The sequence below is a fragment of the Comamonas sp. BIGb0152 genome (assembly GCF_024809975.1).
GTDB lineage: Bacteria > Pseudomonadota > Gammaproteobacteria > Burkholderiales > Burkholderiaceae_C > Comamonas.
Window position 1 is genome coordinate 290487 of the sequence record NZ_JANUDY010000001.1, and the last position, 12905, is coordinate 303391.

Below are 12905 nucleotides of genomic sequence, written 5' to 3' on the forward strand. Positions count from 1 at the left end.
GGTTCAGGCAGTCTGCAGCTAGCCGCAATGCTACATTTTCAGCAGCACGGCACCCCAGGTGAAGCCACCGCCCACGCCTTCGAGCATGACGTTCTGGCCTGGCTTGACCTGGCCGCTGCGCACCGCATGGTCCAGCGCCAAAGGGATCGACGCGGCCGACGTATTGCCATGCTGGTCCACGGTAACCACCACCTTCTCCGGTGCCAGCTTGAGCTTGCGCGCCGTGCTCATCATGATGCGCAAATTGGCCTGGTGCGGAATCAGCCAATCAATATCGGATTCCTGCATGTTCGCCTTGTCCAAGGCGGCACGCGCGGCCTTGTCCAGCACGCCAACCGCCAGCTTGAAGACAGCCTGGCCATCCATGCGCAACAAGGGCGAGCCAATCACCTGGCCACCCGAGACATTGCCCGGCACGCACAGGATATCGACATGGCTGCCATCGGCATGCAGCTCGGTGGCCAAGATACCGGGGCGGTCAGAGGCCTCCAGCACCACGGCACCGGCACCATCGCCAAACAACACACAGGTGGTGCGGTCGTTGAAGTCCAGGATGCGGCTGAATACTTCAGCGCCCACCACCAGCACGCGCTTGGCCGTGCCGGACTTGATCATCGAATCAGCCACCGTCAGCGCATAGACGAAACCGCTGCACACGGCCTGCATGTCAAACACTGGGCAACCATTGGCAATGCCCAGCTTGTTTTGCAGGATGGCGGCAGTCGACGGGAACACCATGTCCGGCGTCGAGGTCGCGACGATGATCAGGTCGATATCGCTCGCCTGAATATTGGCCGCCTGGAGCGCATTTTTCGATGCCTCCAGTGCCAGATCGCTGGCAGCCACATCGGCGCTCGCGAAATGGCGCGCCTTGATGCCGGTGCGCTCGACAATCCACTCGTCGGAGGTTTCCAGACCGCGCGTGGCCAGCTCAGCGGCTAACTCATCATTGGTGACACGGCGTGGCGGCAGGTAACTGCCTGTGCCGGTAATGCGGGAATAAATACTCATCGAATTCAGGTAGGAGACGTCACGGTTCTGGCAGCAGCGGCGCTGTCTGCCGACATCAGCAAGGGCGCAGCCGTCTGAATCTTGGTCTGCACACGCCCCAGCAAATCATTGCGGGCGGCGTCATAAGCGCGCCGCAGGGCATGCTCATACGCCACCGCATCGGCCGAGCCATGGCTTTTGAATACCAGGCCACGCAAACCGAGCAATGCAGCCCCATTGTAGCGGCGGTGGTCCACGCGCTTCATCAAGCGCGCCAGCACCGGGTAAGCGATCACTGCGGCCAGCTTGGTGAACAGGTTGCGCTTGAACTCTTGCTTGAGCCCGTTGCTGATCATGCTGGCAACCCCTTCGCTAGCTTTGAGCGCGACATTGCCGACAAAGCCGTCACAGGTGACGATATCCACCGTGCCTTTGAAGATATCGTTGCCTTCGACATTGCCGTAAAAATTGAGGTAACCCGATTGGCCTGCAGCGCGCAGCAGCTCGCCGGCACGCTTAATGACCTCACTGCCCTTGATGGCTTCTTCACCAATATTGAGCAGGCCGACGCTGGGGTTTTCCTTGTCTTCCAGCGCGCTGACCAAGGCCGAGCCCATGACAGCGAACTGCAGCAAATGCTCTGCACTGCAGTCCACATTGGCGCCCAGATCCAGCACCGTGGTGGCACCGCCCTTGGCTTGGGGAATCTGAGAGGCGATCGCTGGGCGGTCAATGCCATCGAGCGTTTTGAGCACATAGCGGGCAATGGCCATCAGCGCGCCCGTATTGCCGGCCGACACCGCAGCCAGTGCAGCGCCCGATTTCACCTGGGCAATGGCCACCCGCATCGAAGAATCTTTCTTCCTGCGCAGAGCCACCTCAACCGGGTCATCCATAGTGACCACTTCACTGGCATGCACGATGGTCGCGCGCGCGTGCTGAAAAGACTGCAACGCCTCGGCCTGCCCGACCATCAGCAGATGGGCATCGGGGTGGCTATCCAAAAACTTTTTGCATGCAGGCAGCGTGACACGGATACCCGCATCCCCACCCATGCAATCCACGGCCAGTGTGATCATTCGTTCGGCAATTCTTTGACGTTATTCGCACCGAGTCACAGGCAGATGACGCCTTGCACGGCCACCCAATACGGCAATAAAAAAGGCCCGCGCTACTACGTAGCTGCGGGCCTTTTTTATACAGCTATGGCTTAGGCTTCCGACTTGTTCTTCAGAACTTGGCGGCCGCGGTAGAAACCGTTAGGGCTGATGTGGTGGCGCATGTGGGTTTCACCGGTGGTGGGTTCCACAGCGATTCCAGGCACGTTCAGTGCATTGTGCGAACGGTGCATGCCGCGCTTGGAAGGGGATTTCTTGTTTTGTTGAACAGCCATGGTGGCTCCTGAGTCTTGAAAGGGTTGGTGACATGGCCTGCGTAAACACAAACGCATGCCCTAAATTTACGCGACTGGCCCATTAAAGACACGAGGGGATTCGCGCGAAGCCTCAAATTATAGCAAAAATCACGTGGTGGCTTCAAGCCACCCACACTAGGATTGGTTTTTATCGATGCGCAGTGACGCCAAAGCCGCAAAAGGGTTGGTTTTTTCCACAGGGCTGTTGTCAAAATCCTGGGTCGCAGACTCCAGCTTGACCTCGACCGGGCACACCTCGTGCATCGGCACCATGGGCAAAGCCATCAGCAGCTCGTCTTCAATCAGCTCCAGCGCATCTGTCAGCGGTTCGAGCACCAGCAGGTCTTCGTCGCTCTCGTCATCCATGGCCGCTGCCGTCGCTTCGTCTTTCACAAAGCGGAAAGAACGGCTGCTTTCCACCGCCACATCCACCGGGCGCATGCAGCGCTGGCACTGCATTTGCATCTGCGCTTCGGCATGCAGATGCAGCCAGGCCTGGCCTGCTCCGGCGGAAGACCCTACCCACTCGCCATCCAAGACCCAGCGTACGGGCTCGGCCGCTGCGGCTTCCCCGCGCAAATCATCGGCCAGCAAACGGCGCAGCTGCCCCAAGGGCAATTCGCCCTCCAGTGCCGCTTCTTGTTGGGCAAACGCCTTGATGTCCAGGCGATTGACTGAAAATTCCTTTGTCATGCGCGTCAGTGTAAGAGAATCTGGGCATGTCTGAATCCCTGATGCCACGCGCCCTTGTACTGGGCTCCACCTCCCGCTACCGGCGAGAGCTTCTGTCGCGCTTTCGCCTGCCCTTCGAAACCGCCTCGCCCGATGTGGACGAAACCCCGCAACCCGGCGAAAGCCCCGCTGCCCTGGCCCTGCGCCTGGCTCTGGCCAAGGCCCATGCCGTGGCCGCCTTGTGGCCCGAGGCCATCGTGATCGGATCCGACCAGGTGGCCGACCTCCATGGCCAGCCCCTGGGCAAACCGATGGTGCACGACAAGGCCGTCGCACAGCTGCGCGCCATGAGCGGGCAAAGCATGCAGTTCCATACCGCTGTGGCCGTGGTTTGCAAGGCCAGCGGCTTTGCACAGGCCGATACCGCCGTGGTGCGCACCGTCTTCCGCCCACTGGATGACGCCGAAATTGAGCGCTACCTATTGGCCGAGACGCCTTACGACTGCGCCGGCAGTGCCAAAAGCGAAGGCCTGGGCATCACCCTGCTCGATGCGATTGAAAGCGACGACCCCACCGCCTTGATCGGCCTGCCCCTGATTCGCACAGCCCGCCTGCTGCGCGCTGCTGGATTGGTGTTGCCATGAACCAACAAGTCAAAAAAGGACGTTTGTTCCTGGTACCCACCCCACTCGACTTTGGCTGCGCCACCGAGGCCCCGCTGGCCGATGTACTGCCCCTGCACACCGTGCAGACCGCAGCGCAGATCACCCACTGGATCTGCGAAAACGCCAAAAGCTGCCGCGCGTTTTTGAAACGGGTCGATGCCGTCGCACCCCTGGCCGCAGCACTGCAGCAGCAGCAGATTGCCGAGCTGCCGCGCGAAGCCCATAAAAAAGGCGACCACAACCCCCAGACCACCAGCAGCAGCGACAGCAGCGCGCTGCTGGCCGCAGCACTGCAAGGCCATGATGTGGGACTGGTCAGTGAGGCGGGCATGCCCGCCATTGCCGACCCGGGCAGCTCGGTGGTGCGCGCCGCCCATGATGCGGGGATTGAGGTGGTGCCGCTGGTAGGGCCCACCTCGCTGCTGCTGGCCCTGGCCGCCAGCGGCCTCAATGGCCAGAACTTTGCGTTTGTCGGCTATGTACCCAGCGATGCCACCGAGCGCAGCGCCCGCCTGCGGGAGCTGGAGCAACTGGCGCTGCGCCAGGGCCAGACGCAGATCTTTATCGAGACGCCCTACCGCAACCAGGCGCTGCTCGGCGCCCTGCTGCAAACTCTGCAGGCCAACACCCGTTTGTCGATCTCCAGCGGGCTGACCCTGGAGAGCGCCAGCACGCAAAGCCGCCTGGTCAAACAGTGGAAGCCACTGAACACCAGCCTGGACAACCGCACACCGATGGTGTTCGCCATTGGCCGCTGAGCGCTCGTGCGTTAGCGCGTTGGTGCGCTGATGGCACCCACAAAAAAGCGGTGCCTCGGCACCGCTTTCGCATTCAAACCCCCAGCACCGGGGCGCCAGGGCATGGACTCAACGCACCGCCGGCAGCAGCGACATCGAGCGCAAAGTCCCCACGGCACCCGCACCGACCGAAGCCCCAAAACGCTTGGCAAAGCGCTCGGCCACATTCTCGCGGCGGGTGTAATCCACCACTTCTTCGGCACCCACCACATCGCGGGCCACCTGGTCGAGGCTGCCCAGGCCATCGGCCAGGCCCAGCTTCACGGCCTCTTGGCCGGTCCAGAACAGGCCGCTGAAGGTGTCTTCGGTTTCCTTGAGGCGATCACCCCGGCCCTGGCGCACCACCTGGATGAACTGCTGGTGGATCTGGCCCAGCATCTGCTGCGCAAAAGCCTTTTGCTTCTCATTCATGGGGCTGAAGGGATCGAGCATGCCCTTATTGGCGCCGGCCGTCAGCAGACGGCGCTCCACGCCCAGCTTGTCCATCGTGCCGGTAAAGCCAAAACCATCCATCAGCACACCGATGCTGCCCACAATACTGGCCTTGTCCACATAGATGCTGTCAGCAGCGGAGGCAATGTAATACGCGGCAGAAGCGCAAGACTCCTCAACCACCGCATACATCGGCTTCTTGTACTGGGCCTTGAGGCGCATGATCTCGTCATTGATCATGCCCGCCTGCACGGGGCTGCCGCCGGGCGAGTTGATCAGCAGCACCACCGCCTTGGCGGCGTCATCTTCAAAAGCGGTGCGCAACGCAGCAATCACATATTCGGCACTGGCATCTGCACCCGAGGCAATCTCCCCCTTGAGCTCCACCACAGCGGTGTGTTCCGTCGAGGTTTTGGTGGCCGTGCCATCCGAGCCAAACAGATAGGCCACGAATGCCATCACCAACCCCAGCCAAACCAGGCGAAAGAAAATTTTCCAGCGGCGCGCCGCACGCTGCTCCTTGAGGGTGTCAAAGGCCAGGCGCTCCAGCACGGAGCGCTCCCAGCCCGGCGACTGCGCCGCCGCTCCCACAGAAGCGGCTGCTGCATTCCCCCATAAGTCAGGCGCCGGCGGGGAGTTTTGCTGAGGATTGTTGTCCATGGGGTTCATCTTAAAAATCAACAGGTTGGATTCGGCTATCCGGATGCCAATAGACCAGGCCATCGTTTTCAGTCAGCGCAAGCTTGACCAAACCACCACGGCAAGGGCCACCTGCACAGACACCCGTATCGGGTACGTAGGCCGCGCCATGCGTGGCGCAGAGCAACCAACTCCCGGTATCGTCAAAAAACCGCCCTGGCTGGTAGTCCATCTCCATCGCCACATGGGTGCAGCGGTTCAAATAAGCATGCACCCCTTCTTGGTAGCGGATGGCAAAAGCCTGGCAAGTCTGGCCAGCGTACACCACGTCAAAAGCAACAGCCCGCCCACCATGGTGCAGCGCACTGCTTGGGCATATGGCCACCGCAGGGGCCGCAGCATCCGTCATGCGGGCACCTGCTGACCGAGCTTTATCTGACTGTACATACAGACAGTGATTGCACCATAGCTAGGAATGATCCGCCATCCACCGTTGCAATTCGGCAACAGAATGCGCCACATACAGCGGCTTGAAAGGCCCAAACCCATCAAAGTGGTGGGCACCATAGCTCACACCCACACTGGCACAACCGGCATTCACCGCCATTTGCAGATCATGGGTCGTGTCCCCCACCATCAGCAAGCGCTCGGGCGCCACATCCAGCTCGGCCATCAGCTCCTGCAGCATCAGCGGATGGGGCTTGCCCGCCGTCTCATCGGAGGTGCGCGTGGCGTGGAAGCGCCCCTTGAGCAAGGTCGTGTCCAGCACCCGGTCCAGCCCATTGCGGTTCTTGCCCGTGGCCACCGCCAGCAGGTGGCCGCTGGCGGTCAGCTGGTCGAGCAGCTCCAACACCCCTTCAAACAAAGTCACCTGCTCCTGGCGCTTGAGAAAATGCAAGCGGTAGCGGTTGGTCAAGGCCACCATCTGCTCGTCCGGCACATCGGGCGCGGCATGGCGCAGTGCGCTTTGCAGGCTCATGCCAATTACGTACTTGGCATCGGCCAGGCTGGGCACCGTACCGCCCACATCCCGCACCGCATCCTGGATCGACAGCGCAATCGCCGCGGTCGAGTCAAACAAGGTGCCATCCCAGTCAAAGGCAATCAAATCAAATTGGCGGGCCATGGGGTGTTCTTTCTCTATCTGTCACAAAACTGATCTATCGGCCGCCGACGACAGCTGCACGGCCGCTGCCGAGCAAACAACCACATCGGGCGATGTGTGGCCGTCCTAAACGGGCTCGGCCGGGTCGTTGGTTTAACGGCAGGCATTTTAGTTCAGGCACCAGCATCTACGCAGGCCAACGGATTGACAGCAAGAGGCTGCGACTTCTCTCCAACAACAGGGCATGCATCCCCATGGCTGTCTCCAAGAGCCGACACAGGCCCACTTTATATGTACCTAAATGCAAGCTACCGGCAGCGGACGCCTGCCGAACGGCCAGGCTGATTGCAAGGACTTACGCCCTCCTGGCAATATGACAGGGCGCATAAATTTTTCGTTTCAATCCGGCCTCGCAGCGCCGGCTTATACAGCCAGAGCTTGTTTAGCATGGGAATTTGACAAACCAAGGGTCTGCCCGACAAAGCAGGCCTTCAATCCCCCCAAGTGGCGCACCATGCAACGGATTTTGATCAATGCCACATACGCCGATGAGCGACGTCTCGCCATGGTGGATGGCCAACAACTGCTGGACTACGAGATTGAAATAGAAGGCGAAGAGCAGCGCAAAGGCAATATTTACCAAGGCGTGGTCACACGCATCGACCGCATCTCGGGCGCCTGCATGGTGGATTACGGCGATGGCCGCGACGGATTGCTGCCTCTCAAAGAAATCTCCATGCAGTGCCTCAGGCAAGGCTTTGCCCCTAGCCAGTTATACAACCCTCCAGCGATCAAGGAAGGTGACGAGCTGATGGTTCAGGTGGTGGAGGAAGAGTTCGAAACCCAAGGAGCCATCCTCTCCACGGCCATCGCGCTCATTGGTCGCTACCTGGTGTTGGTACCCAGCGGCCACCATGGCAATGGCATATCACGATGCATCGAAGGCAATGCGCAGGCAGGGCTCAACGATCTGCTGAGCCAGCTGGCCTACCCCCAAGGCATGGCGATCACTGCGCGGGACGCGGCCATGAGGCGCAGCGCCACCGAGCTGCAAAGAGACCTCAATTACCTGCTCAAGCTCTGGGACGCCATTGAAGGCGCCACCCAAAACAATGAAGGTGCTTATCTGATCTACCAGGAGTCAAACCTGGTGATTCGTACGATCCGCGACTATTTCCACGACGATGTCGCCGCTATCCTGATTGATAGCGAGGAACTCTATGAACAGGCCCGGCAGTTCATGTCGATTGTGATGCCCGAGTATGCGGGAAGGATCGAACACTACCAGGAAGACATGCCGCTGTTCGAGCACTTCCGGGTTGCCGATCAGATGGAAGCGGTGTACCCCCATTCCGGCCGACCCGCCCCCGCCCAACGCTGAGAAAAGGCGTCCCGAGCGCCATCCATCGCCTGGGCGCGTAAACAAGCACGTTGTTTATTCGGCCGCCGATGCTGCCGCCACAAAGTCCGCCAGCTCCGGCGGTAGCTCAGCCCCCAGCTCCACCCGCTCTGCCGTTTGCGGGTGGTTGAACTGCAGGCGCCAGGCGTGCAGGAACATGCGCTTGAGGCCCTGCTTGGCCAGGCGCTTGTTCAAATCAAAGTCGCCGTACTTCTCGTCACCGGCAATCGCATGGCCGCTGCTGGCCAGGTGTACGCGGATCTGGTGGGTGCGCCCGGTCTTGATGGTCACCTCCAGCAGGCTCAGCGCGGGCAGGCCCAATGGATGCTGGGCTGGGAACAGCTGCTGCACCTTCACCAGAGACACTGAACGCATGCCTTCGGGGTCGTCGGCCGTGGTGGCGCGCACCCGGCGCTCGCCATCGGGCAGCAGGTACTTGCGCAGCGGGGTGTCGATGACTTTCTTGTTGGCGGGCCACGCCCCCAGCACCAGGGCCAAGTAGGTCTTGCCGGTCTCCCGCTCGCGGAACTGGTTCTGCAGATGGGTCAGGGCCGAGCGTTTCTTGGCAACCAGCAAAATACCCGAGGTTTCGCGGTCCAGCCGGTGCACCAGCTCCAGAAAGCGGGCATCGGGGTGGGCGCGGCGCAGTTGCTCGATCACGCCAAAGCTCACTCCGGAGCCGCCATGCACGGCCACGCCAGCGGGCTTGTTGATCGCCAACATGACATCGTCATCCAACAACAAGGGAAACTCCCTAGCTGGCACCGCGCGCTCCGATTCCTCGGGCTTGGAGGACACGCGCACGGGCGGAATCCGGACCACATCGCCGGGCTGAACGCGAGCGTCCGCTGACGTGCGGCCCTTGTTGATACGGACTTCACCCTGGCGAATGATGCGGTAAATGTGGGTCTTAGGCACGCCTTTGAGGTGGCGCATCAGAAAATTGTCCAGACGCTGTCCAGCGTCGTCGGGATGGACCTCCACCAGCCTTACAGCGACTGGGGCTGCTTGTGGACTGCGGGGCTCGCCCGGTTTGCCCCCTATAATATGTTTCACCTGCGCGATAGAGTTATTGGTTAACCGGTGAGCATTTTAATTCACCCACCAGTACCCGCACAGGCCGGTCGATGTCTGGCTGATCACTTTGCCGCTCCACCTGCATTCCAAGAGATTGCGCAGGAGACGCCCAGTGAATCAGGCGGGCAGACACATTGAAACAACGAAAAAACAGATTTTTGGCGGCAGCTGTCGCAAAGGCCTGGCATCAGGCCCCGCCCAGCTGACCGTCTTCACACCAAACATGTTGATTTTGTGGGCTTGGATGGCAACTCTCTGGCACAGCAGCAGCTGCGCGCCAGTGCGTCTTGCCGTGCCCACCGTGCGCATGTCCTCAGGGCAAATTTCTCAGCCGGAGGCAGCTCAGCGCTGGCTGGCTGGTTATTTACATGCCCTCTCCCGCGTGCCTAGGTCCTTTGTGCTGACATAAGTATTACCAGCAAACATGACACGCTCTGTGAATTCTTTCGTTTCTCTGCGTCTGTCCCGGCATCTGTGGCTCCAGTAAGAGCCTGTTTATTGTTGGGATTGGAGACAGGTGCCTGACTGACAAAGGCAGCCTGTCCCGCATTACGAAGGACGCGCATCATGAAACGGATGCTGATCAACGCCACGCAAGCTGAAGAGCGCCGCCTCGCCATTGTTGATGGCCAAAAGCTGCTGGATTACGAGATCGAAATCGAAGGCCGCGAACAACGCAAAGGCAATATCTACAAAGCCGTTGTTACCCGGGTCGAGCCCTCCCTGGAAGCCTGCTTTGTCGACTACGGCGAAGACCGCCACGGCTTTCTGCCGTTCAAGGAAATCTCCAAACAATATTTCGCCGAAGGCGTCTCGCCCAGCCAGGCGCGCATCAACGATGTGATCCGCGAAGGCCAGGAGCTGATTGTCCAGGTCGAAAAAGAAGAACGTGGCAACAAGGGCGCAGCGCTCACCACCTTCATCTCGCTGGCTGGCCGCTATGTGGTGCTGATGCCCAACAACCCCCGGGGTGGTGGTGTCTCGCGCCGTATCGAAGGCGATGAGCGCGCCGAGCTCAAAGAAGCCATGGACCAGCTGGACTACCCCAAGGGCATGTCCATCATCGCGCGCACCGCCGGCATTGGTCGCAGCGCACCTGAGCTGCAATGGGATCTGAACTACCTGCTCAAGCTCTGGGGTGCCATCGATGGCGCTGCCAAGTCCGGCAAGGGCGCCTTCCTGATTTACCAGGAATCGAGCCTGGTGATCCGCGCGATCCGCGACTATTTCCACAATGACATCGGCGACATCCTGATCGACACCGATGACATTTATGAACAAGCCCAGCAGTTCATGGCCCATGTGATGCCTGAGCACGCTGCCCGCGTCAAGCGCTACCGCGATGACGCGCCGCTGTTCAGCCGCTTCCAGATCGAGCACCAGATCGAGTCGGCCTACTCCCGCACCGTGACCCTGCCGTCCGGCGGCGCCATCGTGATCGACCACACCGAAGCGCTGGTCTCCATCGACGTGAACTCGGCCCGCGCCATCAAGGGCGGTGATATCGAAGAAACCGCCACCCGCACCAACCTGGAAGCCGCTGACGAAGTCGCCCGCCAGATGCGTCTGCGCGACTTGGGCGGCCTGATCGTCATCGACTTCATCGACATGGAAGAGTCGAAGAACCGCCGCGATGTGGAAAGCCGCCTGCGCGATGCGCTGCGCCAAGACCGCGCCCGCGTGCAGTTCGGCACCATCAGCAAGTTTGGCCTGATGGAGATGAGCCGCCAACGCCTCAAGCCTGCGCTGAGCGAAGGTGCCCACATCAACTGCCCACGCTGCGGCGGCTCGGGCCACATCCGTGATGCGGAAAGCTCGGCACTGCAGATCCTGCGCATCATCCAGGAAGAGTCGATGAAGGACAACACGGCAGCCGTCAACTGCCAGGTACCTGTCGAAGTCGCCTCCTTCCTGCTGAACGAAAAGCGTACCGAGATCCAGAAGATCGAGCTCAAGCAGCGCGTGTCCGTCACCATGGTGCCCAACAAGGCGCTGGAGACCCCGCACTACAAGCTCGAGCGCATGAAGCACGACGACCCGCGCCTCGACTCGATGGAAGCGAGCTACAAGCTGGCCGATCCCGAAGAAGAGAGCCTGGGCTTTACCCGCCGCTCGCAAGAGCCGACCAACAAGCAAACGCCCGTCATCAAGGGTGTGCTGCCCGATGCTCCGGCACCGATTGCCGAGCCGCGCCCCGCACCGGCTGCGCGCCCCGCCAATGCCCAGCCAGCGCAGAATGGCAAGCCTGCAGGTACCCCAGCAGCCGCCGCGCCCGCCGCAGCCGCTGCTGCCGTACCGCAAAAGGGCTTCTTCGCCTGGCTCAAGCGCTTCTTCGGCATGGCCCCTGAGCCCGCACCAGCACCCGTGCCAGCAGCCGCTGCCGCTCCCGCCGGCGACGCCCGCCGCGAAAACCGTGACGGCCGCAACGGCGGCCGTGGTGGCCGTGGTGAGCGCACCGAGCGTGGCGACCGTGGTGACCGCAAGGACGGCAACCGTCCCGCCCGTGGCGAGCGCGCCGAAGGCGAACGCGGTGACCGCAATGGCCGTGGCAACAATGCCGCTGCCGAAGGCAGCCGCAGCCCCCGTGGTGGTGACCAGGAAGGCCGTAACCGCCGTGGTGAGCGCGGTGAACGTGGCGACCGCCAGGACCGCAGCCGCCGCGACGAAGCGCCGCTGAACCCGCAAGCGGGCGACAACGCTGTTGCCAATGGCGAGCGCCAAGAACGCGCACCCCGCCCCGAGCGCGCTCCCCGCGAGCCGCGTGAAGGCCGCCGCGACCGTGGTGGTGAGCGTGGTGAGCGCCAAGAGCGCCGCAACCCCACCGATGAAAGCGCCCAGCCGCTGAACGCCGTGGCAGCTGCGCCCATCAACGCCGATGCGGTGATCGCGTCCCTGCCATCGCTGGACCTGGATACGGGCAACCAGACCGAAGCCGGCACCGATGCGGACAACGCGACGCCCGAGCGCCGCGAACGCCGCTCGCGTGACCGCTATGGCCGCGACCGCCGCAACCGTGGTGACCGTGAGCGCACGGGTCGTGACGAGCAGGCAGAAGGCGAATCCGCTGCAGCTGATTCGGGCTTTGCCCCGGATGCTGTGCCTGCCGTGCCGCAAGACGCAGACGACGCACCACGCCGCAGCTACTTCAATGCCGCATCCGCGCCTGCGCCGGTTGCAGCACCGGTAGTGGCCGCCGTGGCTGACGCAGCGCCTGTGGTGCCAGCACCGGTGCAGGCCCCTGTGGCCCCTAGCGCCCCGGTCAGCGTTGCCGCAGACAGCCGCCACGCCGAGCAGGCACCCCTGGCCGCAGCGGTTGCTGCACCAGTGGCAGCCCCGGTCGCCGCGCCTGCACCTGTGGCAGCGCCTGTCCCTGCCGCTGCTCCAGCAGTAGCAGCGCCCGTGCAAGCAGGCCTGCCGGTCATCGCCAGCTACGCGCTGCCATTGGATGCCCTGCACCAGATCGCCAGCACCGCTGGTCTGCAATGGGTCAACTCCGATGCCGACAAGATCGCTGCCGTGCAAGCCGCCATCGCGGCCGAGCCCAAGCCCGTGCATGTGCCGCGTGAGCGCCAGCCGGTGGTGCAGATCGACGAAGGCCCGCTGGTCCTCGTCGAGACCCGCAAGGATCTGACCGACCTGGTCCTGCCGTTTGAGCGCGAAACCGCTTAAAACCTGCTGACCCAGCAACCCTCAGGCCGGAGCGATCCGGCCTGTT

12 protein-coding genes are annotated in these 12905 nt (G+C 61.9%); 4 read left to right on the forward strand and 8 right to left on the reverse strand.

The genetic code is table 11. The annotated features are described in order from the left end of the window. Positions 1–30 precede the first annotated feature (30 nt). The 4 genes from M2375_RS01340 to M2375_RS01355 form a co-directional block, all read right to left on the reverse strand. On the reverse strand, positions 31–1011 hold the full coding sequence (locus tag M2375_RS01340) for a beta-ketoacyl-ACP synthase III (RefSeq protein WP_259163453.1): 981 nt from the start codon (positions 1009–1011) through the stop codon (positions 31–33). A gap of 5 nt (positions 1012–1016) precedes the next feature. Then, the gene (plsX, locus tag M2375_RS01345; protein WP_259163454.1) at positions 1017–2069 is read right to left on the reverse strand and encodes a phosphate acyltransferase PlsX; all 1053 of its coding nucleotides are present in this window, start codon (positions 2067–2069) and stop codon (positions 1017–1019) included. Between the two features lie 131 nt (positions 2070–2200). Further along, positions 2201–2383 (reverse strand): 50S ribosomal protein L32, encoded by a 183-nt coding sequence (rpmF, locus tag M2375_RS01350; RefSeq protein ID WP_021027949.1) that lies wholly within the window; start codon positions 2381–2383, stop codon positions 2201–2203. Positions 2384–2539: 156 nt separating this feature from the next. Continuing rightward, entirely contained in the window at positions 2540–3097 is a 558-nt protein-coding gene (locus M2375_RS01355; protein WP_259163456.1) for a DUF177 domain-containing protein, read from the reverse strand. A gap of 26 nt (positions 3098–3123) precedes the next feature. Between M2375_RS01355 and M2375_RS01360 the strand changes: the two genes are divergently transcribed. Both M2375_RS01360 and M2375_RS01365 read left to right on the forward strand, forming a co-directional pair. Then, positions 3124–3720 carry a Maf family nucleotide pyrophosphatase gene (locus tag M2375_RS01360; RefSeq protein WP_259163457.1) on the forward strand — a complete coding sequence of 199 codons (597 nt, stop codon included), beginning with the start codon at positions 3124–3126 and terminating at the stop codon, positions 3718–3720. Beyond that, positions 3717–4499, forward strand: coding sequence for an SAM-dependent methyltransferase (locus M2375_RS01365; RefSeq protein WP_259163458.1), 783 nt, complete (start codon positions 3717–3719; stop codon positions 4497–4499). The genes M2375_RS01360 and M2375_RS01365 overlap by 4 nt, the downstream gene beginning before the upstream one ends. A gap of 108 nt (positions 4500–4607) precedes the next feature. Here M2375_RS01365 and M2375_RS01370 read toward each other — a convergent pair whose 3' ends face one another. From M2375_RS01370 to M2375_RS01380, 3 genes are read right to left on the reverse strand one after another with little or no spacing between them, the layout of a single operon-like run. Beyond that, positions 4608–5639, reverse strand: a complete 1032-nt coding sequence (locus M2375_RS01370) for a S49 family peptidase (RefSeq protein WP_259163461.1) — start codon at positions 5637–5639, stop codon at positions 4608–4610. Between the two features lies 1 nt (position 5640). Beyond that, the gene (locus M2375_RS01375; protein WP_259163462.1) at positions 5641–6018 is read right to left on the reverse strand and encodes a Rieske 2Fe-2S domain-containing protein; all 378 of its coding nucleotides are present in this window, start codon (positions 6016–6018) and stop codon (positions 5641–5643) included. A 60-nt stretch (positions 6019–6078) separates the two neighbouring features. Beyond that, positions 6079–6735, reverse strand: a complete 657-nt coding sequence (locus tag M2375_RS01380; protein WP_259163463.1) for an HAD-IA family hydrolase — start codon at positions 6733–6735, stop codon at positions 6079–6081. Positions 6736–7228: 493 nt separating this feature from the next. Here M2375_RS01380 and M2375_RS01385 point away from each other — a divergent pair, with 493 nt between their 5' ends. Further along, entirely contained in the window at positions 7229–8095 is an 867-nt protein-coding gene (locus tag M2375_RS01385; protein WP_259163464.1) for a ribonuclease E/G, read from the forward strand. Positions 8096–8149: 54 nt separating this feature from the next. Here M2375_RS01385 and M2375_RS01390 read toward each other — a convergent pair whose 3' ends face one another. Then, positions 8150–9169 (reverse strand): RluA family pseudouridine synthase, encoded by a 1020-nt coding sequence (locus M2375_RS01390; protein WP_259163465.1) that lies wholly within the window; start codon positions 9167–9169, stop codon positions 8150–8152. A 588-nt stretch (positions 9170–9757) separates the two neighbouring features. On the opposite strand from M2375_RS01390, the gene M2375_RS01395 reads away from it, so the two are divergent. Further along, positions 9758–12859, forward strand: a complete 3102-nt coding sequence (locus tag M2375_RS01395) for an Rne/Rng family ribonuclease (RefSeq protein WP_259163466.1) — start codon at positions 9758–9760, stop codon at positions 12857–12859. Positions 12860–12905: the final 46 nt, after the last annotated feature.

Excerpts from the sequence above, each read along its gene's own strand:
- M2375_RS01375 (WP_259163462.1), bottom strand. The coding sequence starts at position 6,018 with ATGACGGATGCTGCGGCCCCTGCGGTGGCCATATGCCCAAGCAGTGCG.
- M2375_RS01385 (WP_259163464.1), top strand. The coding sequence starts at position 7,229 with ATGCAACGGATTTTGATCAATGCCACATACGCCGATGAGCGACGTCTC.
- M2375_RS01370 (WP_259163461.1), bottom strand. The coding sequence starts at position 5,639 with ATGAACCCCATGGACAACAATCCTCAGCAAAACTCCCCGCCGGCGCCT.
- rpmF (WP_021027949.1), bottom strand. The coding sequence starts at position 2,383 with ATGGCTGTTCAACAAAACAAGAAATCCCCTTCCAAGCGCGGCATGCAC.
- M2375_RS01360 (WP_259163457.1), top strand. The coding sequence starts at position 3,124 with ATGTCTGAATCCCTGATGCCACGCGCCCTTGTACTGGGCTCCACCTCC.
- M2375_RS01365 (WP_259163458.1), top strand. The coding sequence starts at position 3,717 with ATGAACCAACAAGTCAAAAAAGGACGTTTGTTCCTGGTACCCACCCCA.
- M2375_RS01395 (WP_259163466.1), top strand. The coding sequence starts at position 9,758 with ATGAAACGGATGCTGATCAACGCCACGCAAGCTGAAGAGCGCCGCCTC.
- M2375_RS01340 (WP_259163453.1), bottom strand. The coding sequence starts at position 1,011 with ATGAGTATTTATTCCCGCATTACCGGCACAGGCAGTTACCTGCCGCCA.
- M2375_RS01355 (WP_259163456.1), bottom strand. The coding sequence starts at position 3,097 with ATGACAAAGGAATTTTCAGTCAATCGCCTGGACATCAAGGCGTTTGCC.
- M2375_RS01380 (WP_259163463.1), bottom strand. The coding sequence starts at position 6,735 with ATGGCCCGCCAATTTGATTTGATTGCCTTTGACTGGGATGGCACCTTG.
- plsX (WP_259163454.1), bottom strand. The coding sequence starts at position 2,069 with ATGATCACACTGGCCGTGGATTGCATGGGTGGGGATGCGGGTATCCGT.